Origin of the sequence: Citrobacter sp. RHBSTW-00524, assembly GCF_013747755.1 — a bacterium.
Classification (GTDB): Bacteria; Pseudomonadota; Gammaproteobacteria; order Enterobacterales; family Enterobacteriaceae; genus Citrobacter; species Citrobacter braakii.
This window is the reverse complement of the sequence record NZ_CP056421.1, coordinates 3,784,122-3,806,237: the sequence shown is the minus strand read 5'-3', so window position 1 is coordinate 3,806,237 and position 22,116 is coordinate 3,784,122. Positions and strand designations below refer to the sequence as shown.

The window sequence follows — 22,116 nt, the reverse complement described above, 5'->3', positions numbered from 1 at the left end:
CAATGTTTACATCAGTGGCGCAAGCCAATGCTGCAGTAATCGAACAAATTCGTCGTGCGCGCCCGCACTGGCTGGATGTGCAACCCGCGTCCTCGTTAATCAGCGAACTCAATGAAGGAAAAACGCTGCTTCATGCAGGACCGCCAATGCGTTGGCAAGAGATGACCGGCCCGATGAAAGGGGCCTGCATTGGTGCATGCCTTTTCGAAGGGTGGGCCAATGATGAAATGAGCGCGCTGGCATTACTGGAGCAGGGGAAAATCAATTTTGTACCTTGCCATCACGTTAATGCCGTGGGGCCAATGGGCGGAATCACCTCTGCTAGCATGCCGATGCTGGTGGTGGAAAACATCACTGAAGGGAACCGGGCTTACTGCAATCTCAACGAAGGCATTGGCAAAGTGATGCGTTTCGGCGCATACGGAGAAGATGTCCAGCAGCGTTTACGCTGGATGCGTGATGTCCTGATGCCAGTCTTAAGCGCAGCGTTGGGCACTTTGGAGCAGGGTATTGATTTGACCGCCATGATGGCGCAGGGCATTACGATGGGGGACGAGTTCCATCAGCGCAACATTGCCTCTTCAGCCCTGCTAATGCGAACCCTGGCACCGCAAATTGCCCGTCTGCAACATGATAAGCAGCAGATTGCTGAGGTAATGGATTTCCTCAGCGTAACCGACCAGTTCTTCCTCAACCTGGCGATGGCTTACTGCAAAGCAGCGATGGACTCCGGAGCGATTGTGCGTTCTGGCAGTATTGTGACGGCGATGACCCGTAATGGCGACATGTTCGGAATTCGGGTGAGCGGACTTGGCGATCGCTGGTTTACCGCACCTGTTAACACACCGCAGGGACTGTTCTTTACTGGTTTTTCACAGGAGCAGGCAAACCCGGATATGGGCGATAGCGCCATCACCGAAACTTTTGGCATTGGCGGTGCAGCGATGATCGCCGCACCTGGCGTCACGCGTTTTGTCGGTGCAGGAGGGATGGAAGCCGCGAAATCCGTGTCTGAGGAGATGGCGGAAATCTATCTGGAGCGCAATATGCAGTTGCAGATCCCCGGCTGGGATTTCCAGGGGGCCTGCCTGGGACTCGATATCCGTCGCGTGGTCGAAACGGGGATTACGCCGCTGATCAATACCGGTATTGCGCATAAAGAGGCCGGTATTGGCCAGATTGGCGCGGGAACCGTCCGTGCGCCGTTAGCTTGCTTTGAGCTGGCCCTGGAAGCGCTGGCTGAAAGTATGGGCATTAGCTAAAAGGGGGGCGCATGATGATCATCCATCCTCTGCTCGGCAGCCAGCAGTCTGCGGATTTTCGCCAGGTATGGCAGTTGTCCGGCATCTGGCGGCGCGCGATTAATCTTGTGGCCGAAAGCGGCGCACTGTTGACGTTGCACCGCCAGGGTAGCGGCTTTAGCCCGGGAGGATGGGTGATCCGTACGCATGACTTTGATGCGCTGCGTACGGCGTTACGTGGGAGTGAAACCCCTCTGGCTGTCCCAAGGGGGATCCAGTTGGGGCCATTTTTGCTCTGCCAGCCGCGGCGCTGCTGTTCATTGAGAATAACTTACCGTCCACATTCCCCGCGCCTTGCACCCGACTGGATGGAGCGCGGCGAGGAAACGGGATTGTTCGGGCCATTAATGCTGGCGGCAAACCTGCCTTTGTGCCCCGAGCTACGTCAGTTCCGCCACTGCTTTTTCTCGGCGCTTGCGGGGATGCAGACAGACTGGCGACAGTGGTTAGGCAAAGGGCCCGGTTTAACGCCCAGTCATGATGATACATTGACTGGCATGCTGCTGGCGGCCTGGTATTTCGGCGCGCTGAATAAGGTTTCCGGTCACCGTTTCTTTGATGATTCCGGCTACCTTGAGCAGGCGACGACTGTGGTTAGCGTGAGCTACCTACGCTACGCGGCATCAGGTTACTTCGCTTCACCTTTACTCCACTTCACCCATGCTTTGCGTAGCCAGGAAAGGCTGGATACAGCGATAAATTCGCTGCTGGCGCTTGGGCATACCTCCGGTGCAGACACCCTGTTGGGGTTCTGGATTGGGCAACAAATCATAGAAGGATAGGGAATGAAAACGCTGGTGGTTGCTCTTGGTGGCAATGCATTATTGCAGCGCGGCGAGGCGCTGACCGCAGAAAATCAATATCGTAATATTGCCAGCGCCGTACCTGCCCTGGCGCGTCTGGCGCGCTCGTACCGCCTGGCTATCGTACATGGCAACGGACCGCAGGTTGGCCTGCTGTCGTTACAGAATCTTGCCTGGAAGGAGGTCGAGCCTTATCCATTAGATGTGCTGGTTGCCGAGACTCAGGGCATGATTGGTTATATGTTGGCCCAGAGCCTGACCGCTGAACCGGAGATGCCGCCGGTGACCACGGTGTTAACACGGATTGTTGTGTCAGAGGACGATCCTGCGTTTATGGCACCGGAGAAATTTATCGGCCCGGTATATTTGCCCGAAGAACAAACGCAACTGGAAGCCACCTACGGCTGGCATATGAAGCGTGACGGCAAATATCTGCGGCGCGTTGTCGCTTCGCCAGAACCTCGCCAGATTGTAGAAAGCGATGCCATTAAGCTCTTACTTAAAGAAGGGCATGTGGTAATTTGCAGCGGGGGAGGCGGCGTACCTGTTACTGGCGAAGGATTAGGGTCTGAAGCGGTCATTGATAAGGATCTGGCTGCGGCGTTGCTGGCTGAACAGATTGATGCCGATGGTCTGGTCATTCTGACCGATGCCGATGCGGTCTATGAAAACTGGGGGACGCCGGAGCAGCGCGCGATTCGTCAGGCCTCTCCTGATGAACTAGCGCCGTTTGCTAAAGCCGATGGTTCGATGGGACCAAAGGTCACCGCCGTCAGTGGATATGTGAAACGACGTGGGAAACCGGCTTGGATTGGCGCGTTGTCACGTATTGAAGATACGCTGGCGGGCAAAGCCGGAACCTGTATCCGTCTGTAAAAAATGGGCGGCGTGCGTAAACACGCCGCCCATATTGGCTTATTTCAGCGTTGACTGCGCCCAGATAATACCGCTGGCATATTCCGGCGGCAGCAGGGGGATAAGCGCTTCCAGCGTCGCGCTAAGACGCGCGGTATCGCTGTCGCTCAGGTTCAGGTGTCCCACCTTACGCCCTTCACGCACCTCTTTGTCATACCAGTGCAGATGCACCAGCGGAAGCTTCAGCCAGTCATAGTTCAGGTCGCTACCAATCAGATTTACCATCACCGAAGGAGTGTTCACTACCGGCGTGGGTAACGGCAGGTTGGTAATGGCGCGCAGGTGCAGCTCAAACTGGCTGATGCTGGCACCGTTTTGCGTCCAGTGCCCGCTGTTGTGCACGCGTGGAGCCAGTTCGTTAATCAGCAGACCTTCCGGGGTGATGAAACATTCCATCGCCATCACGCCGACATAGCCCAGCTCCTGCATGATGGCAGAGAGTATCGCTTCGGCCTGTTTCTGCTGTTTGCCGTTAGCCTGCGGGAAGACCACGCTGGTGCGCAGAATGCCGTCCTGGTGCAGGTTATGGGTCAGCGGATAGAAGACGGTGCTACCGTCGTGCGCACGAGCGCCAACCAGTGAGACTTCACCAGAGAAGTTGATTCCCCGCTCAACGATGCACTCGCCGTAGCAGTCGTCCGGCAGTTGTTCGGTTTCATTTGCGCGCAAACGCCACTGCCCACGACCGTCGTAACCGCCGACGCGACGTTTCACGATCGCCAGCTCACCGAGTTTGTCGAATACTGCAGGCCATTCGCTTTTATCCGCCAGCAGTTGCCACGGCGCAGTTGCCAGGCCGAGCTTGTCAAAAAGCTGCTTTTGCGTCAGACGGTCGGCAATAATCGGGAAAACGTCGCGGTTGACAAATGCCGGGTGGCGCGCGAGCTCGCGGGTGAGCGCCGTTTCCGGCCAGCGCTCAATCTCAGCGGTGATCACGCTTTGCTGAAAAGGGACCGCTGCTGGTTCGGCATCCAGCCCGACGGGCCAGACCGCAATGCCCAGCGGCTCACCGGCCTGGCGCAGCATGCGCCCTAGCTGACCGTTACCGAGTACGCAGACCTGCTTCATGCCGCACCTCGCGGGTCCGGATTCTCCAGCACCTCGTCGGTTTGTGCTTTGCGCCAGTCGTTCAGACGCTGGTGTAATGCTTTGTCGTGTGTTGCCAGAATTTGTGCTGCCAGCAGGGCCGCATTTGCCGCGCCCGCTTTGCCGATAGCCAGCGTTCCGACCGGAATACCGCGCGGCATCTGTACGATGGAGTAAAGGCTATCTACGCCGCTCAGCGCCGCGCTTTGCACCGGGACGCCTAAAACAGGCACCAGCGTTTTCGCCGCAATCATGCCCGGCAGATGTGCAGCGCCACCCGCACCGGCAATGATCACCTGATAGCCGTTCTCTTCTGCGCTTTCGGCGAAGCTAAACAGCTTGTCAGGGGTGCGGTGGGCGGAGACGACTTCAACATGATGCGGCACGTTCAGAATTTCGAAGATTTCGGCGGCGAACTGCATGGTAGCCCAGTCGCTTTTGGACCCCATCACGATGGCGACACGCGCCGGGTTATTGCGGGAAGACATGCGTCTGAAAACTCCTGTGATGCACTACACTCGACTTTTGAGGCCACAGAGAATAGCATAATTCGCCGTCAAGGAAAACGATTGCGCGCTTTACACTTCACCCTTCAGGCAGCCTCTGTAGTTGGCTACATCTCAATGAGTTTTGTGTAAAGAGGAACTGGATATCTGCGGAATTAAAACGGAAATGCGATCAGTTCAACGTCATCTGGCGTGACTTTGATCATCGACCCTTCGGTGTGCCATGCGCCTAATACCACGCGGAAAGCGGGTTGCTCATTGGCCGTAAGCTCGTGGACTGCCGGGCGGTGGGTGTGGCCGTGAATTAACCACTGGACCTGATGCTTTTCCATCTCGGTGATGACGGCCTGCGGATTCACATCCATGATCGCCAGTGACTTGCTGCTGTTGGCCGCTTTGCTGTTGGCGCGCATTTTCGCGGCGATACGTTGGCGAACGAACAGAGGTAGGGAGAGGAACAGCTTCTGTAGCCAGGGTTGATGTACTTTGGCGCGAAACGCCTGATAGCCTGCATCGTCGGTGCACAAAGTGTCGCCATGCATGATCAATACCTTGCGGCCATACAGGTTGAGTACTTTTTTCTCAGGCAGCAAGCTCATGCCGCTTTCACGGGCAAAACGTTTGCCGAGCAGAAAATCTCGGTTGCCGTGAATAAAAAAGCAGGGAACGCCAGAATCAACCAGTGATTTTATCGCCGCGGCTATTTCATGATGCAGTGGGTTTGGGTCGTCGTCGCCAATCCAGGCTTCAAACAGGTCGCCGAGAATGTACAGTGCATCAGCTTTTCGCGCATCACCGGCTAAAAAACGCAGAAAACCGGCGGTGATCGCCGGTTCTTCTGTGCAGAGGTGAAGATCTGCAATAAACAGTGTCGTCACGATTACTCGCTGACGGTCACGTTTTCGATGATGACGTCTTCTTTTGGCACATCCTGGTGCATACCGCTGCGACCAGTGGAAACGCCTTTGATTTTATCAACCACGTCCATGCCTTCAACAACTTCGGCAAACACGCAATAACCCCAACCCTGCATGCTTTCGCCGGAGAAGTTCAGGAAGTCGTTGTCTGCAACGTTGATGAAGAACTGTGCGGTTGCGGAGTGCGGAGCCTGAGTACGCGCCATCGCCAGCGTACCACGGGTGTTTTTCAGACCGTTGTTCGCTTCGTTTTTGATCGCTTCTTTCGTGGCTTTTTGCTTCATGCCCGGTTCAAAACCGCCGCCCTGGATCATGAAACCGTTAATAACACGGTGGAAAATGGTGTTGTTGTAAAAACCTTCGCGGCAGTAGTCCAGGAAGTTTTTAACTGTTTCAGGCGCTTTATCATCAAACGTTTTGATTACGATATCGCCGTGATTAGTGTGGAAAGTAACCATTTTTGCATCCTGTTCCGATAGATTGGTGCTTCGACCCCGTGGAGGGTCAGAGTTAGGGGTGTGTTATAGCATAACCGCAAGCTGCGATCACCTCGCAAAGTGTGCTGCTTCCGGTCTAAATTATGGGTATTATACAGACTTTACTATCCACACACGTCTACACGGAATCTTCGATGTTAAAAATCTTTAATACACTGACGCGCCAAAAAGAGGAATTCAAACCTATTCATGCCGGGGAAGTCGGCATGTACGTGTGTGGTATTACCGTTTACGATCTCTGTCATATTGGCCACGGACGTACCTTCGTTTCTTTCGACGTTGTCGCGCGCTATCTGCGCTTCCTCGGCTATAAGCTGAAGTATGTGCGCAACATTACTGATATTGATGACAAAATTATCAAGCGCGCGAATGAAAATGGCGAGAGCTTTGTGGCGTTGGTCGACAGAATGATCGCGGAAATGCATAGCGATTTCGACGCGCTGAATATTCTGCGCCCGGATCTGGAGCCGCGCGCTACGCACCATATCGCTGAGATTATTGAAATCACTGAACAGCTGATTGCCAAAGGTCACGCTTATGTCGCTGATAACGGCGACGTGATGTTCGACGTGCCGACTGACCCGAATTATGGTCAGCTGTCACGCCAGGATCTGGATCAGCTGCAGGCGGGCGCACGCGTTGATGTGGTTGATGTGAAGCGCAACCCGATGGACTTCGTGCTGTGGAAAATGTCCAAAGAAGGCGAGCCGAGCTGGCCGTCGCCGTGGGGCGCGGGTCGTCCTGGCTGGCACATCGAATGTTCGGCGATGAACTGCAAACAGTTGGGCAACCATTTTGATATTCATGGCGGTGGTTCGGATCTGATGTTCCCGCACCATGAAAACGAAATCGCTCAGTCTACCTGTGCGCATGACGGTGAATACGTTAATTACTGGATGCACTCTGGGATGGTGATGGTTGACCGGGAGAAAATGTCCAAATCGTTGGGCAACTTCTTTACCGTGCGTGACGTGCTGAAATACTACGACGCCGAAACCATTCGCTACTTCCTGATGTCTGGTCATTACCGTAGCCAGTTAAACTACAGCGAAGAGAACCTGAAGCAGGCGCGCTCTGCGCTGGAGCGTCTGTATACCGCGCTGCGCGGCACCGATAAGTCCGTTGCCCCAGCCGGTGGCGAAGCCTTTGAAGCACGCTTCATTGAAGCGATGGACGATGACTTCAATACGCCGGAAGCCTACTCCGTGCTGTTTGATATGGCGCGTGAGGTTAACCGCCTGAAGGGTGAAGATATGGCGGCGGCTAACGGTATGGCTTCGCATCTGCGTAAGCTTTCCAGCGTGCTGGGCCTGCTGGAACAGGAGCCAGAAGCATTCCTGCAAAGCGGTGCGCAGGCGGATGACGGTGAAGTTGCTGAAATTGAAGCGTTAATCCAGCAGCGTCTGGATGCCCGTAAAGCCAAAGACTGGGCGGCGGCTGACGCCGCGCGTGACCGTCTCAATGAGATGGGTATCGTGCTGGAAGATGGCCCGCAGGGCACTACCTGGCGCCGTAAGTAATGATATTGATTGCCGGATGGCGGCTCTCGCCCTGTCCGGCAATCAATGTACGAATGTCGGTCGGATAAGACGCTTGTCGTATCCGGCAAATTAATATTTCCGATACCACCACAGCACACCCATCATCATAACTCCCGGTAGCCATACCCATATCAACTCCGAAATTATCACCTGGTGCCCGTATGGTGTGGCGTAGCGTGATAGCGCAAACGGGGCGACTTTAATCACCTGCCACGGTGCAAAGAAGCGTTCATCCGACCACGGCCACAGCCAGCCGACGCCTTTGCCGCCAGTGGTGACCGAATCCAACAGGCTGTGCGACAGCAGTGAAACCGTCAGGAATAGCCAGCAGCGAATTAAGCCTGCCTTGAACCATCGTCGACCCATCCATACGCAGAGCAGCGGCACCACGAAGGCGAACAGCAGCGAATGGGTAAAACCACGGTGACCAAACACGTTGCCGTAGGCGACGCCAAGCTTAAACGACAGTACGTCGGCATCCGGCAACATAGCCAGAATGACGCCAGTAAACAGTAATTGCGGGGGGATGACTTTACGCCCGAGACCTAATCCTAAACAGAGAGGAACGGCAGCGTGGGTAACGATTGTTGGCATGATGATCGCTTCATGTGGAAAAACAACATGCTAACAGTTCACTGTGAAGTGGTGATGAAGTCATTATCTGAAAACGAGAGAGGAAGTGGCCGGACAGGGGTTAACCTCATCCGGCACCTGGTATCACGCCACGACGTTAATGCTGTGGCCTTCAAAGCTGACGGTCTGTCCGGCAACGATTTTGCAGCGTTTACGCGTTTCTACAGCACCATCGACCTTCACTAGCCCTTCGCCAATAGCAATTTTTGCCTGGGCGCCGCTTTCGCTCCAGCCTTCCAGCTTCAGTAAATCGCAGAGTTCAACGTGTGGGTGTTTACCCAGTGAAAATGTCGCCATCTTAAACGTCCTTTACATCATGATATTCAACACACGCCTGCAGCGTGTTTTCGATAAGTGTGGCGACCGTCATTGGGCCTACGCCGCCGGGTACCGGCGTGATATATGACGCGCGTGCGGCTGCATCTTCAAAGACCACATCGCCAACAACCTTACCATTCTCCAGACGGTTGATGCCGACATCAATCACAATCGCACCTTCTTTGATCCACTCGCCGGGAATAAAGCCAGGTTTGCCGACGGCAACAATCAGCAGGTCTGCATGCTCTACATGGCGACGCAGATCTTTGGTGAACCGGTGGGTGACGGTGGTGGTGCAGCCAGCCAGCAGCAGCTCCATGCTCATCGGGCGGCCAACAATATTCGACGCGCCAATAACGACCGCATTCAGACCGTAGGTGTCGATATTGTAACGCTCAAGCAGAGTCACAATACCGCGCGGAGTACACGGGCGCAGGCGCGGCGCACGCTGGCACAGGCGACCAACGTTATACGGGTGGAAACCGTCAACGTCTTTATCCGGCGCAATACGCTCGAGAACTTTAACGTTGTCGATACCCGCAGGTAACGGTAGCTGGACCAGAATACCGTCGATGGTGGTATCTGCATTGAGCGTATCGATCAGCTCGAGCAGCTCCGCCTCGCTGGTGGTTTCAGGCAGGTCATAGGAGCGGGAGACAAACCCCACCTCGTCACAGGCTTTGCGTTTACTCGCGACATAAATCTGCGAAGCCGGGTTGCTACCTACCAGCACAACAGCCAGGCCTGGGGCGCGTAATCCAGCCGCTAAACGCGCCTGAACTTTTTGAGCAACCTCAGAGCGCACCTGCTGCGCAATCGTTTTACCGTCAATAATCTTTGCTGCCATCAGAGAGAGGATTCCGTCTGTTACGTTAAATCGAAGGGGATGCCGCTATTTTGTCAGAAGCGGGACGTGCTGTCAGTTTTCGTTTGCATTTTTACGTGCGCCAGGGGGCGTCACGATCTGCGAATGGGATCAGGACAAAGGCATAAGCCTTGCGGATAATTAATGAGCATGCTAATTAAAATTAACGTGAATGAAACAACTCATCACCCTGGTATTTTCAGGGGTAATGCGCCACAAACCAGTCTGTTACGGTTAATTATGAGGGATTTTACCTCATTCCCACCCAGATTTTTCCTAGGTCCCATTAAGAATTAGCCAGGGTCATTAAAAGGATTTGCAGGTATTTTTCATTAATTGAAATGTTTAATTTATCGCTGTGACGAATAGTCATATTCGCGAGGAATAATTAGTGAATCAAATACTCAGGAGAGTTGGGGTAAAAGGTTAGCTAATTCTCATGCGATATATATCTTTACAGGATGCAGAGATAATTAGCCTGACATTTAATGTCGATAATGATTCAAACGGATCCCGCAGGATGCCGGAGCCGTATGTGTGTAATTCAAGGGAAATCCATGAAACGTAAATTAATGACCTCTTCTGTTATTGCCAGCCTGATGTTAGTCGCCGGTGCAGCGGTTGCAGCCGATCCGGTAAGCGTTAGCGGCGGTACTGTGCATTTTGAAGGTGAACTGGTCAATGCAGCCTGTGCAGTCAGTACTCAGTCATCCGATCAGGTTGTGACGTTAGGCCAGTATCGTACTGCCAGTTTTGCCGCAGTGGGTGACACTACAGCACAAATTCCGTTCTCTATCGTGCTGAACGACTGTGACCCGAACGTTGCCGCAACTGCAGCCGTTGCTTTCTCAGGCCAGTCCGATATTACCAATAACAACCTGCTGGCTGTCACTTCTGCAGACAACGGTACCACTGCAGGCGGTGTTGGGATTGAAATTCTGGACAATACGTCCACCGCGCTGAAGCCGGATGGCGCAACCTTCTCTACCGCTCAGGCGCTGGTAGAAGGGACCAACACCCTGCGTTTCTCTGCGCGTTACAAAGCCACTGCCGCAAGCGCAACGCCGGGTCAGGCAAATGCCGACGCGACATTCATCATGAAGTACGAATAAGCCGTTTTGATTTGCGCAAGGATGACGTTCGCCTCAATGGATGAGGCAATATCCGGGGATGATGAAGGATGCGGCAGATGATAGGGAAAGGCGTGGCGCTGGCGGGAATGCTGTGCGTAATGCCTGTGCTTTCACATACGGTAATACTGGAAAGTGGCCGCGTCCACTTACGGGGGCAGCTCGTCAACGGCGCCTGTACGGTCGCCACTGACAGTCAGGATATGCGGGTGCAAATGGGGCAGTATCGCACCAATGCTTTCTCTGGGACGGGAAGCTTCGCCTCTACCAACGTACCGTTTTCACTGCGCTTAACGTCGTGCAGCTCCGATGTTTATGACCATGTTGGGATTGCGTTTGCGGGCGTGACGCCAGCGGAAGATCCGCAGGTTTTTCTTGCCAGCGGCGATGCGTCTGCGGCTTCGGGGATTGGCCTGGCGTTATTTGACGAGCGCCAACGGCAAATTATGCCGAATGCCCTGCCGCTTCATTATGCGCCGATTATAACGCAAGAGATGACGTTTCATTTCACTGCCCGCTATCGGGCTGTCTCGGAAAATATAACACCGGGAACGCTTCGCTCAGACGTGTGGTTTACGTTGGTTTATCCCTGATTTATTTCCCAACGATAATCGCATCAAAGGTATTTTTAGCTATGTTTAATTATCTAAAATCAGGTTTTATCCTTTTACTGGCCTTATTTTCTGCTGCCAGTGTTCAGGCTGCCGGAGGCATTGCATTAGGCGCCACTCGCGTTATTTATCCGGCCGATGCCAAACAAACGTCCCTGTCTATTAGCAATAGCGATACCAAAGAACGTTACCTGGTTAATTCATGGATTGAGAATAGCGCCGGCGCTAAAGAAAAATCGTTTGTGGTTACGCCTCCGCTGTTTGTTAGTGAACCCAAAAGCGAAAACACGCTGCGTATCATCTATGCCGGTGAACCGCTGCCCAAAGACCGTGAGTCGCTGTTCTGGATGAACGTCAAAGCCATTCCGTCAGTCAATAAAAACAGCCTTGAGGGCAAAAACGTTCTGCAACTGGCGATTCTGTCACGCATCAAACTTTTCGTTCGCCCGAATAATCTGCCGCAAATCCCGGAAGATGCACCAGGAATGCTGACCTTTTCCCGCTCCGGCAACCACCTGAAAATCAACAATCCGTCAGCGTACTACGTCACGTTGGTCAATCTCAATGTGGGGAAAACGAAGGTCGATAACGTGATGGTTGCGCCGAAAAGCGATGCGCAGGTCCTGCTACCCACGGGCGTTCAGGGCAACGTCACGTTCCAGACGGTCAATGATTATGGCGCTGTGACCCCGGCCAAAACGGTTAGTGTGCGTTGAGATAACGATGAATAAGACAACGTATTTTCCTGGCCTGTTACCGGGGGTTACGCCACCGCTGGCGGGGGTGGCGTTGTCCACGCTGGCGGCGCTCTTTCCCTCTCTAAGCTATGGGGAAAGCTATTTTAATCCGGCCTTTTTATCTGCGGATACGGCAACCGTGGCGGATTTATCACGTTTTGAAAAAGGCAATCACCAGCCTGAAGGCGTTTATCGCGTGGATATCTGGCGCAACGATGAGTTTGTTGCCACTCAGGATATTCGTTTTACTACCAGTGCGGCAAAAGCCGGGGAGAAGTCCGGTGGGCTGATGCCGTGCTTTGGACTCGACTGGGTGAAGCGCCTTGGCGTCAATATCGCCGCGTTTCCGGCACTCAGTAAGGATCCGAACGATACCTGTATCAATCTACCTGAGGCGATTCCCGGCAGCGAGATTGCGTTTGATTTTTCTACCCTGCGCTTAAACGTCAGCCTGCCACAGGCGTCAATGTTAAACAGCGCGCGCGGCTATATTCCACCGGAAGAGTGGGATGAAGGGATCCCGGCCGCGCTGGTTAACTACAGCTTTACCGGCAGCCGCGGCAGTGATACTGACAGTTACTTCCTCAGTATGCTCAGTGGTCTGAACTATGGCCCCTGGCGGTTGAGAAACAACGGTGCGTGGAGCTACTCCAAGGGCGACGGATACCACTCACAAAGCTGGAAAAACATCGGTACATGGCTTCAGCGCGCAATTATCCCGCTGAAAGGCGAACTGGTGATGGGCGACAGCAACACTGGCAACGACGTTTTTGACAGCGTCGGGTTTCGCGGTGCGCGGCTCTATTCCTCAGACAGTATGTATCCCGACAGCTTACAGGGCTACGCGCCTACCGTGCGCGGCATTGCGCGTACCGCAGCGAAACTGACCATTCGTCAGAATGGCTATGTGATTTATCAAAGCTATGTTTCACCCGGCGCTTTCTCGATAACCGATCTCAACCCAACGTCATCCAGCGGTGATCTTGAGGTCACGGTGGATGAGAAGGACGGCAGCCAGCAACGCTATACGGTGCCGTACTCCACCGTTCCTTTATTGCAGCGAGAAGGGCGTTTCAAATATGACGTTGTCGCCGGGGATTTTCGCAGCGGCAATAGCCAGCAATCTTCACCGTTCTTTTTCCAGGGAACATTAATTGCCGGGTTACCAGAGGGCTATACCGCATACGGTGGTACGCAGTTGGCCTCACGTTACACCGCGGTGGTTTTAGGCACCGGTCGAAACCTGGGGGACTGGGGGGCGGTTTCTGTCGATCTCACCCATGCGCGCAGCCAACTGGCGGATGACAGTACGCACCAGGGGCAGTCTCTACGTTTCTTGTATGCGAAATCGCTGAACAATTTTGGCACTAACTTCCAGCTGTTGGGGTATCGCTACTCAACGCGTGGCTTCTATACCCTCGACGATGTGGCGTATCGCAGTATGGAAGGCTATGAGTACGAATACGACAGTGAGGGCAATCGCCACGACGTGCCCAATGTGACGAGTTACCACAACCTGAGCTACAGCAAAAAGGGCCGTTTCCAGATCAACATTTCGCAGAATCTGGGGGATTACGGATCGCTGTATATCTCGGGTAGTCAGCAGACGTACTGGAATACTTCAGACACCAATACCTGGTATCAACTGGGTTATGCCAGCGGCTGGCAGGGGATTAGCTATTCACTCTCCTGGTCGTGGAATGAATCGGTTGGCATCTCCGACACCGACCGTATTCTGGCGTTCAATATGTCTGTACCGTTCAGCCTGCTGAGCGGACGGCGTTACTCGCGTGATAACGCCCTCGATCGCACCTACGCCACCTTTAATGCCAACCGTAATAGCAACGGACAGAACAGTTGGCAGAGCGGGATCGGCGGTACGTTGCTGGATGGGCGCAACCTGAGCTACAGCGTGAATCAGGGGCACAGCAGCACCAATGGCTATAGCGGAAACGCCAGCGCCAACTGGCAGGCGGCCTACGGTACGCTGGGCGTGGGTTACAACTACGACCGTGACCAGCATGAATACAACTGGCAGCTCTCCGGCGGCGTAGTGGGGCATGCGGACGGCATTACGCTCAGTCAGCCTCTGGGCGATACCAACGTGCTGATTAAAGCGCCGGGCGCGCAGGGTGTACGGATAGAGAACCAGACCGGCGTTCAAACCGACTGGCGCGGATACGCGGTGATGCCATATGCCACCGTCTATCGCTATAACCGCGTCGCGTTAGACACCAATTCCATGAACAACAATACCGATGTGGAGAATAACGTCAGTAGCGTAGTGCCAACGCAAGGGGCGCTGGTGCGGGCGGCGTTTGATACACGAATCGGTGTGCGGGCGCTGATTACCGCCAAACATGCCGGTAAACCAGTGCCGTTTGGCTCCGTCGTGCGTGAAAACACCAGCGGCGTGACCAGCATGGTGGGTGAAGACGGGCAAATCTACCTGAGCGGCTTGCCGCTAAAAGGCGAGTTGTTGATCCAATGGGGGGAAGGCGCAAACGCGCGCTGCGTGGCGCGCTATGCCTTGCCAGAGGAGAGCCTGAAACAAGCGGTAACGCTCACGAACGTGACGTGCGAATCTCCGTCAGCACGACAGGAATAATACGATGAAACGACAAACGGGTTTGTTACTGGGAAGCGCTTTACTGCTGATGGCCCATTCGTCCTGGGCGACGGTCTGCCAAAACTCGAATGGCACGCCAACGGATGTTTTTTACGATCTGTCGAATGTCTTCAACAGTAGTAACAACCAGCCGGGACAGGTGGTGACGTTACCGGAAAAATCTGGCTGGGTTGGCGTGAATGCCACCTGTCCGGCCGGGACAACGGTAAATTACACCTATCGAAGCTATGTCACTGAACTTCCGGTTCAAAGTACCGAAGGCGGCTTCCAGTATCTGAAGCTCAATGACTACCTGCTGGGGGCCATGAGCATAACCGATAGTTATGCCGGGTTATTTTATCCCCCGCGTAATTACATTCGTATGGGGACTCACCCAAACGTACCTAAGCAGCAGCCTTTTGGCGTGATGGATTCAAAGCTGGTGTTTAAGCTCAAAGTGATCCGCCCGTTTATTAACATGGTGCCGATTCCGCGGCAGACGATGTTCAGCGTCTATGTCACGACCAGTACCGGAGATGCGCTAAGCGTACCGGTTTATACCATCAGCTACAGCGGCAAGGTGGAGGTTCCACAAAACTGCGAAGTAAACGCCGGGCAGATTGTCGAGTTTGATTTTGGTGATATTGGCGCATCGCTGTTTAGCAAGGCAGGAGCGGGAAACCGGCCTGAAGGCATCAATCCGCAGACCAAAACGGTAGCGATAAAATGCACCAACGTCGCTGCACAGGCCTACTTAACCATGCGTGTAGAGGCCGAGAAAGCCACCGGGCAAATGATGGTATCTGACAATCCCGATTTAGGTTTTATTGTCGCCGATAGCAGCGGTAAACCGCTGACGCCCAATAATCTGTCCAGCACTATCCCGTTTCAACTGGATGATAACGCCGCGGCGAGCGTGGGTATTCGAACATGGCCGGTTAGCGTAACGGGCAATAAGCCTACCGAAGGACCTTTTACAGCGCGTGGCTATCTGCGAGTGGATTATGACTAACAAACAAACGCCAGCCGCAGGGACACTTCTGGCAATGGTGTGCCTGCTGACATTCAGCTCGTTGTGCCATGCCGCTTCGTCGCTGGGGGAAATCAATATTGAACTGCGCGGTAACGTGGTGGACTTTACCTGCGCGGTAATTGCCAGCGACAGCAATAAGTCCGTGGAGCTAGGCACCTGGCCGACCAAGCAGCTTCAGAACAGCGGAGATACTACTCAACCGGTCGCGTTTACGCTGAAGCTAGAAGGCTGCCCGCCGGGTTCCGCTTCGATAACGTTTTCCGGAACTCCGGCCCCGGGCACGACGTTGCTGGCGCTTGATGATGCGGTGATGGCGCAAAAGGTGGCGATCGAACTGCACGACAGCGACCGTACGCGATTGCCGCTCGAGCAGGCCAGTCAGACGGTGGGGATTGATGACAACGGCAACGCCACGCTGACCTTTTTCGCAAACTATATCGCGTTAGCTGCTGGGGTTCAGCCTGGCATTGCCAGGGCTGATGCCACGTTCATGATTAACTATAACTAATCAATGCGCTAACAAAACACTCCCGAACGAAATCTCGCCGGGAGTGTTATTACATTAATTCATGCATTTTTGCGTAATCGATCAGCTCAACGATGGTGTGCAACCCGAGCTTGGAGTAGATATTAGCCTTGTGAGCGCTAATTGTTTTATTGCTGAGTAACAACTGCTCAGCAATTTCCTTATTGGATAGCCCGTTTGCCAGATAACGCAAAACGGTAACTTCACGGTTAGAGAGCGGCATGTCATGTAAGACGCCTTTTTGTGCATTTATATTGTTAATGAAATTAAGGGTATCCGAAGGGAAAAAGGAATATCCCGATAAAATCATTTTTACCGCATTGTAGATATCATTGAGATCCTTTCGTTTACTGACAAACCCATTTGCACCGGCCCGGATAGCACGCCCGGCATAAAACGACTCGGATTTTGAGGACAGAAACAGTACCCGAGTTTTCTCCTGCAATGACTTTATTCTTTTGAGTAATGTAAACCCATCAGAACCAGGCAGTTCAATATCCAGGATGACAAGATCGACCGGGTACGTGCGCAGATGTTCTATTGCCGTACGGCTGTCATCGGTTTTCAACACTACCTGAATATTACTGTTTTTCTCGAGTAGTACTTCTATCGACATTCTGACAATAGGGTGTTCGTCCATAATGATAACGGATGCTGGTTTCATTGTTGTATGCCTCAAACTGTTTGCGTATCTTGCGAATTTGATAAAACATCAGGCGTTATAATATTGTCAAATAGCCAAGAATTGTTCTGAGGGAGAGCCGAATAAATATTATTTCATCCTTGTTTATTCGGTTGTTCTTCTGCAGAACAATGAATTTGTGGAAAATCCATTTCACACCGGGAAAACTAACAATTAATCAGGAAACTGTGGGGATTATACCTGCTCTGCTCATTCGGAAAAGACTTACAACATCCTGGTTGTTAATGTCAGTTAGGATATTCTGAAAGATCCAGATGTGTTAATGACTATTGGTATTATTTATCTGTGGTTCGAATTATGGCAGATTGAAAATTTTTTTAAACAGTAAAAACGACACAATAAACCAATTGTTTAGGTTTTGTTAAGGCTGCAATAGGACTATTTTTTATTGAAATGCACAGGATCAGTAAGGTTAAGTGTGAGTGTGCCTCCAGGCATAATACCAGGAATAGTTGTAAATATTAAATATTTGTAAAAATTAGATCTTTTTTCTTATTAAAGAATAAGTAATTTCCTAAAAAATCTTATGGCACAATGAGTTATGGTGTTAAATTAAATGGGGAGAGGTAACATTGAGGCGGTGTATCAGATGCAAAAAGCGCTGCCTGCTGGGTAATCCAAGGCGCGTAATCAACTGGTTCAGGCGATAGATGATGCGGTGGTAGGGTTGTGCCTGTAACAATGCAATCTTTTTTAAGGAGTTACCCTGTAATAGTAAGGTAATCAGCTCCCAGTCGAGCTGATTTATACGCCTGGAATGAATATAGTTAAGAACCGGAGATAATAAAGCATGGCGCATCTCGGGGAGGCGCAAATTGCGTGGCAAGATATAAAATGGACCGGACAGTGAAATAAATGTAGTGAGGTCTTCATCGCGACTGGAAAGCATTATGAAGATTTGGATGTCATTATGCTTCTTAATTAGCTGGCGCAGGCTTTCAAGTATATCGAAATAAGGGGTTGTTAAGCTTTCAATGTCAATCACTAACTGGCTAATTACCGGCTCTTGCATGCTGAGCAAAGTCGATTCAACGCTCTGGAAGATCGCCGTGCGAGTACCTGAGAATAAATGTCGACTCAGCGCATAGGCCAGATAGTAGTCTGTCGTAATTATCGCCTGAGATATAGTGCCGTCCGGTAAGGTGTATTCGAGTTTTTGCGCCAGATACTCGATCCGGTCAAATACCTGTGAGGTACAGTGGGGAAATTGCCAGCTACAGTTAGCGTTTCGTATACGGCGATAGCGGTCCCGGCGTTTTGCACTGTGCATCCTTTTCCATTCCATTTCTGTTGCGGCAGGTCTGGATAAATTGCTGACTACAGGCATCCCTGAACCAAACTTTTGTCAGTGCAAAGGTGAGTTGACTTGTGCCGTTGGGTTTCAGTGCTTCAACAATCATCAGACTGGCAATTGCGTACTCCATCAGAATAATCTGCCGGAAGTTTTCTGATGTCTTACTCAATGCCCAAAAGATCGTTTTATCCAGTTCAACCTCTCTCTGAGATTAGATAAAATATTACCGGGTGTGTCTTTTTGTTACCCCGGAAATAGTATGGCCGGATTATTCTCGCAGCCTGAAGCCAGGTACAGTAGGAGCCGATGCTTAATCCATGATGAGATATTTCTCAATAAAAATTAGGCAGAGATACCCCGTCTAATTTTGCAGAAAGTTCAGATGTGCGCGGATGTATCTTAAGAATTGCTGATCGTTTTTCACATGCAGCTTTTTCATAATGCTGCGGCGGGTCGCTTTGGCCTGGATATCACTGACTGAGAGCAGATGAGCCGTTTCGGATAACGTATACCCGCTGGCGAGAAACATTAAGAACTGGCGTTCTTCGATAGAAAAGTTGCGGGTGGTGCAGTAATGGCAGATAGTCGCGGGCACGCTAGTGCGCAGTGCGCGTTTTTGCAGGATGAGGACCAGTTTTTTGGTTATCTCGTCGACGTCATCTTCCCGATAAATCAGTGGCAACATGTACAGGCAGGGGCGGAACATCAGCTTATCTTTGTCGTTTTTGCTACAGATGACCACCCGGTGTTGGCGCCTGGTGTGGACAGGAACCATGTAACAATCGGCGCTGAGCCAATCTTCATCCAGTGAGATAAACGCGATTTCAGCGCGATCGATATCTTCGACAGGTAAAAAGCTAATCTCCTGATGCCACTGATTTGCCAGATGGGAGATGATGATTTTCAGTCCATGTTCGAAGTGACTGTTTTCTTCCTTGATGGCGATACTTAACATTAAAGAGTTCCTGACCACTGGAGAGGGGATAAAGGAATGTTAAGCAAAATCATAAATATTCTAAATACATGTATCCCTAAATCTGACGTTTTGCGGGCTGAGTTGTTACCAGGTGATTTCCTGGATACCTTTGAACGAGCAGAAAAAATCAACATTCGTACACTTCGCCAGCAACCGAAACAAAAGGCATTGACTCAGCAAGCGCTGACCGTATAATTCACGCGTTTCATCTGCATGAAGTAATCACTTCGCAATGCGCCCTTAGCTCAGTTGGATAGAGCAACGGCCTTCTAAGCCGTAGGTCGTAGGTTCGAATCCTACAGGGCGTACCATTTCAACGTCACTTCTGATGTTCAGCTTCGGCTAATCGCGACAAATTTTCTTTTGCCAACCACATTTCCACTTCTGTAAGACTTAGTTGTACTTCCTCTCTGAGTGAAAAATCAGCTAGCGGCTGCTGTTCAAGCGCTGCGCACATCCTGCTGGCAGAACGCATCCCCATGCTGGCGCAGCTGCTTTTTAGCTGATGTGCCAGACGTTTTATCTTCTCGTACTCACATGCTGCGCGCGCTGCGTCAATCTCATCTAATACAGGAAGGGTGTGTTGCTTAAAGAGCGCTAACCATTCGTGCACCTTTTGCCATCCCATTAGCTGGATATCCCCGGCTAATTGCTGGGTATCTAACCGTTGGTTGTCATTTTCTAATGCAGCCGGGAGAGGGGCGTTACCGTGCAGATAATGGGTAATGAGCCGACTGAGTTCATCCTGGGGAACCGGTTTTTGAATAACGCCGAGAAACAGGGTGCTGGTTCTTTGGCTTAGCGTTTCGTCGATGACGTGTGCGCTAAAGCCTATTAGCTTTAACGTCGGAAACTCGCGGGTTAACTGTTGCGCCAGCGTGATGCCGTCGATATCCGGAAGATCAAAATCAACCAGCGCGGCATTATACTGGGCGTCTTGCTGCAGTATGGTGAGCGCCGCAGCCGCACTGTCGGCAGCGGTGACCTGGGCGCCATTGAGGGTGAGCATTTCTGTACTGATGCGCTGCGTGAGGGGGTTATCCTCGATTAGCAGTAAGCGTAAACCCTGTAACGATATGGCACGTGGAACGGATTTAGCTACCGGCATCGCGCCAGCCCGTAATGGCAGACGCAGACGAAAGCAGCTTCCGACTCCCGGCGTACTGGTGACGCTCAGTTCTCCCTGCATCGCCTGCGCAAGGCTGGCACTGATAGTGAGTCCAAGCCCGGTCCCCCCACGTTTACCGCTAACCTGAACAAACGGCTGAAAAATATCGCGCTGATGGACAAGATCAATCCCGCATCCCGTGTCCTCAACCTCAATATACCAGTCCTGATCTTTACATCGGCTACGCAGGGTGATGTGTCCGCGATCGGTAAAGCGCAGCGCGTTGTTTAATAGGTTAGTTATGATTTGCCGAATGCGGCGCGGATCGCCGCGAAGGGAGTCGGGGACGTCATCGGCAAAATCCGTAACCAGCACGACCGGGCGACCCACAACGCGACCGTGCATGAGCTGAAGCGTACTTTCCAGCAAGGGTCTTGGCTCAAAAGGTTCATCGCCGATCGCCACATTTTTTCCGCCCGCTTCGATGGCGGAATAGTCCAGGATATCGTTGAGGATGGTCAGCAGAGACTCGCCAGAGTCGGTGATTGCGCGCAGATTCTCCTGATGCTGCGCCAGAGCGGGATTGTCTGAGAGCAACTGCGCAGTGCCGAGGATCCCATACAGCGGGGTGCGTATTTCATGGCTCATGGCGGCCAGAAACGCCGATTTTGCCTGATTGGCTTTTTCGGCTTCTGCCCGCGCCTGCCGGTGTTCAGACACCATAGAACGCAGTTCGGCGGTTCGAGCTTTTACCTGAGCGGCCAGATGTTCGCGATGGCTATTAAGGGCGTGAACGCTACCGCGAAAGGCATCCATCAACCGCCCGATAGTATCCAGTTCGCGAACGCCCGCTGTTTCCGGAAATGGGGAGTCAATATCACCTTCAAGCAGACGCTGTAACGCCTGGGTTTGCTGCGCCAACGGACGCGTCACCGAGCGGTAAACTACGCGCCAAAGAATGAGAATTAACAAGCACAATGACACCGCACCTAACAGCAGCAGCAGCGTTTGCCCGCGCTGGCTGGCCTGTTTGAGATGCGCCAGCCCGGTCTGATTGCGTTGGCCAATGATTTCTACCAACTGACTGACTTCGCTACTGAAACGGGTAAATTGCTCGATATTGTTCTGCGATAAGATCTGTAAGCGGGTGGTGATGTCATTATCCTGACGATACAGGGCCAGCAGATCGACATAACGGCTTATCGAATTTACAGCGCCGGCAACCTGAGTGCGTACCACCGGATCTTCAATGCGTATTTGTCGGCGGTGAAGCACTCTGACGGCGGCATTAAGCTGGGTTTCCAGCGCTTCAAGGTTATTCTGCGCCTGGTTATTTCCCAGATTCATCACCATTTGCTGCACGCGTAGCGCGCTCAGGCGCAGTTCATTCATCTGGTTATAATATTCCAGATCGATATCGATAAGCCTGTCGAGAGCGTGTTCCGCCGCCTGCCCCTGATGGCTCTCAATCAAATCATAAATGCTTGCCTGCGTAGCGCCCGCCGAGGTGGCGGCATTACTGGCCTGACCGCGCGCCATTTCGGCAACGTCGGCGGTAGCCTCAACAATATGTTGGCTGAGCTGTTGCTGCCGATCGCGCAGTTTCAGACGTTCGCCAACCAACTCCCCCTGATGGCTTAACGACTGGGCGATCTCTTTTTCCTGTTGTTCAATGGCCGACGTATCAAAGCCCTGCTCGCGCAGGGTTTTCAGTAAAGCGGTAATTTTCAGGCTTTGGGCGGTTAACATACGCCCCTGAGCCAGCCACATATTTTCATTATCTGCGGTGGTCAGATTCTGCGCGGAAAACAGTTCCCAGGCGCTGGCTTCGCTGAGCTGGCGCGCCATGTCCATGGTCGGGATCAGCGCCTGGGTATTGGCCTGCTCAACCTGGCTGACAAAACGCAGGTTATACCAGCCTACCAGCGTACTAATGAGGGTCAGTGCCGCCATCAGCCCGAAGCCTATCCACAGTCGTTTGGTCAGAGATAAATTCACTGTCGGGTCG

The 22,116-nt window shown here is 52.5% G+C and carries 22 protein-coding genes and 1 tRNA gene; 12 read left to right on the top strand and 11 right to left on the bottom strand.

The features are described from left to right. The first annotated feature begins 2 nt into the window (after nucleotides 1-2). From HV229_RS18415 to HV229_RS18405, 3 genes are read left to right on the top strand one after another with little or no spacing between them, the layout of a single operon-like run. Complete coding sequence (locus HV229_RS18415; RefSeq protein ID WP_181546111.1) at nucleotides 3-1,262, top strand: DUF1116 domain-containing protein; 1,260 nt, start codon at nucleotides 3-5, stop codon at nucleotides 1,260-1,262. A gap of 11 nt (nucleotides 1,263-1,273) precedes the next feature. Then, nucleotides 1,274-2,083: a DUF2877 domain-containing protein gene (locus tag HV229_RS18410; protein WP_181546109.1), complete on the top strand. Its 810-nt coding sequence runs from the start codon at nucleotides 1,274-1,276 to the stop codon at nucleotides 2,081-2,083. Nucleotides 2,084-2,086: 3 nt separating this feature from the next. After that, nucleotides 2,087-2,980, top strand: a complete 894-nt coding sequence (locus HV229_RS18405) for a carbamate kinase (protein ID WP_104652281.1) — start codon at nucleotides 2,087-2,089, stop codon at nucleotides 2,978-2,980. A gap of 39 nt (nucleotides 2,981-3,019) precedes the next feature. Here HV229_RS18405 and purK read toward each other — a convergent pair whose 3' ends face one another. The 4 genes from purK to ppiB all read right to left on the bottom strand — a co-directional run bounded on the left by purK (nucleotide 3,020) and on the right by ppiB (nucleotide 5,986). Further along, nucleotides 3,020-4,087, bottom strand: coding sequence for a 5-(carboxyamino)imidazole ribonucleotide synthase (purK, locus tag HV229_RS18400; RefSeq protein WP_181546107.1), 1,068 nt, complete (start codon nucleotides 4,085-4,087; stop codon nucleotides 3,020-3,022). Next, nucleotides 4,084-4,593, bottom strand: a complete 510-nt coding sequence (purE, locus tag HV229_RS18395; protein ID WP_016152120.1) for a 5-(carboxyamino)imidazole ribonucleotide mutase — start codon at nucleotides 4,591-4,593, stop codon at nucleotides 4,084-4,086. The genes purK and purE overlap by 4 nt, the downstream gene beginning before the upstream one ends. Before the next feature lie 173 nt (nucleotides 4,594-4,766). Beyond that, the gene (gene lpxH / locus HV229_RS18390; protein WP_103765973.1) at nucleotides 4,767-5,489 is read right to left on the bottom strand and encodes a UDP-2,3-diacylglucosamine diphosphatase; all 723 of its coding nucleotides are present in this window, start codon (nucleotides 5,487-5,489) and stop codon (nucleotides 4,767-4,769) included. Between the two features lie 2 nt (nucleotides 5,490-5,491). Further along, nucleotides 5,492-5,986, bottom strand: a complete 495-nt coding sequence (gene ppiB, locus HV229_RS18385; RefSeq protein WP_003021875.1) for a peptidylprolyl isomerase B — start codon at nucleotides 5,984-5,986, stop codon at nucleotides 5,492-5,494. 173 nt (nucleotides 5,987-6,159) lie between these two features. Here ppiB and cysS point away from each other — a divergent pair, with 173 nt between their 5' ends. Further along, nucleotides 6,160-7,545, top strand: a complete 1,386-nt coding sequence (cysS, locus tag HV229_RS18380; protein WP_006685638.1) for a cysteine--tRNA ligase — start codon at nucleotides 6,160-6,162, stop codon at nucleotides 7,543-7,545. A gap of 90 nt (nucleotides 7,546-7,635) precedes the next feature. On the opposite strand, the gene HV229_RS18375 is transcribed toward cysS, so the two are convergent. From HV229_RS18375 to folD, 3 genes are all read right to left on the bottom strand, one after another. Continuing rightward, nucleotides 7,636-8,160 (bottom strand): metal-dependent hydrolase, encoded by a 525-nt coding sequence (locus HV229_RS18375; RefSeq protein WP_046276061.1) that lies wholly within the window; start codon nucleotides 8,158-8,160, stop codon nucleotides 7,636-7,638. 123 nt (nucleotides 8,161-8,283) lie between these two features. Then, nucleotides 8,284-8,496 carry a ribosome-associated protein YbcJ gene (ybcJ, locus tag HV229_RS18370; protein ID WP_016152124.1) on the bottom strand — a complete coding sequence of 71 codons (213 nt, stop codon included), beginning with the start codon at nucleotides 8,494-8,496 and terminating at the stop codon, nucleotides 8,284-8,286. A gap of 1 nt (nucleotide 8,497) precedes the next feature. Continuing rightward, nucleotides 8,498-9,364 (bottom strand): bifunctional methylenetetrahydrofolate dehydrogenase/methenyltetrahydrofolate cyclohydrolase FolD, encoded by an 867-nt coding sequence (folD, locus tag HV229_RS18365; protein WP_003021887.1) that lies wholly within the window; start codon nucleotides 9,362-9,364, stop codon nucleotides 8,498-8,500. Between the two features lie 575 nt (nucleotides 9,365-9,939). Between folD and fimA the strand changes: the two genes are divergently transcribed. From fimA to sfmF, 6 genes are all read left to right on the top strand, one after another. Beyond that, nucleotides 9,940-10,494: a type 1 fimbrial major subunit FimA gene (fimA, locus tag HV229_RS18360; protein ID WP_032946983.1), complete on the top strand. Its 555-nt coding sequence runs from the start codon at nucleotides 9,940-9,942 to the stop codon at nucleotides 10,492-10,494. 77 nt (nucleotides 10,495-10,571) lie between these two features. Continuing rightward, the gene (gene fimI, locus HV229_RS18355) at nucleotides 10,572-11,105 is read left to right on the top strand and encodes a type 1 fimbrial protein subunit FimI (protein ID WP_181546105.1); all 534 of its coding nucleotides are present in this window, start codon (nucleotides 10,572-10,574) and stop codon (nucleotides 11,103-11,105) included. Nucleotides 11,106-11,146: 41 nt separating this feature from the next. Continuing rightward, entirely contained in the window at nucleotides 11,147-11,839 is a 693-nt protein-coding gene (gene fimC / locus HV229_RS18350; RefSeq protein WP_016152127.1) for a type 1 fimbria chaperone FimC, read from the top strand. 7 nt (nucleotides 11,840-11,846) lie between these two features. After that, nucleotides 11,847-14,468, top strand: coding sequence for a fimbrial biogenesis usher protein (locus tag HV229_RS18345; RefSeq protein WP_181546102.1), 2,622 nt, complete (start codon nucleotides 11,847-11,849; stop codon nucleotides 14,466-14,468). A 49-nt stretch (nucleotides 14,469-14,517) separates the two neighbouring features. After that, a complete protein-coding gene (gene fimH, locus HV229_RS18340) occupies nucleotides 14,518-15,480 on the top strand; it encodes a type 1 fimbria D-mannose specific adhesin FimH (protein WP_230330236.1) in 963 nt (320 codons plus the stop codon). Then, nucleotides 15,473-16,009, top strand: a complete 537-nt coding sequence (sfmF, locus tag HV229_RS18335) for a fimbria assembly protein (RefSeq protein ID WP_181546100.1) — start codon at nucleotides 15,473-15,475, stop codon at nucleotides 16,007-16,009. Before fimH ends, sfmF begins: the two co-directional genes overlap by 8 nt. Nucleotides 16,010-16,058: 49 nt before the next feature. On the opposite strand, the gene fimZ is transcribed toward sfmF, so the two are convergent. From fimZ to fimW, 3 genes are all read right to left on the bottom strand, one after another. After that, nucleotides 16,059-16,691: a fimbria biosynthesis transcriptional regulator FimZ gene (gene fimZ / locus HV229_RS18330; RefSeq protein WP_016152131.1), complete on the bottom strand. Its 633-nt coding sequence runs from the start codon at nucleotides 16,689-16,691 to the stop codon at nucleotides 16,059-16,061. Nucleotides 16,692-17,277: 586 nt separating this feature from the next. Beyond that, nucleotides 17,278-18,000, bottom strand: a complete 723-nt coding sequence (locus HV229_RS18325; protein ID WP_131347933.1) for a fimbriae Y protein — start codon at nucleotides 17,998-18,000, stop codon at nucleotides 17,278-17,280. 385 nt (nucleotides 18,001-18,385) lie between these two features. Then, entirely contained in the window at nucleotides 18,386-18,979 is a 594-nt protein-coding gene (gene fimW / locus HV229_RS18320) for a fimbria biosynthesis transcriptional regulator FimW (protein ID WP_016152133.1), read from the bottom strand. Nucleotides 18,980-19,015: 36 nt separating this feature from the next. Between fimW and HV229_RS18315 the strand changes: the two genes are divergently transcribed. Further along, nucleotides 19,016-19,195: a hypothetical protein gene (locus HV229_RS18315; RefSeq protein ID WP_016152134.1), complete on the top strand. Its 180-nt coding sequence runs from the start codon at nucleotides 19,016-19,018 to the stop codon at nucleotides 19,193-19,195. A 39-nt stretch (nucleotides 19,196-19,234) separates the two neighbouring features. Next, a tRNA-Arg gene (locus tag HV229_RS18310) sits at nucleotides 19,235-19,311 on the top strand. An 8-nt stretch (nucleotides 19,312-19,319) separates the two neighbouring features. Here the strand turns inward: HV229_RS18310 and torS are convergent. After that, nucleotides 19,320-22,106: a TMAO reductase system sensor histidine kinase/response regulator TorS gene (torS, locus tag HV229_RS18305; protein ID WP_181546098.1), complete on the bottom strand. Its 2,787-nt coding sequence runs from the start codon at nucleotides 22,104-22,106 to the stop codon at nucleotides 19,320-19,322. Between the last annotated feature and the right edge of the window lie 10 nt (nucleotides 22,107-22,116).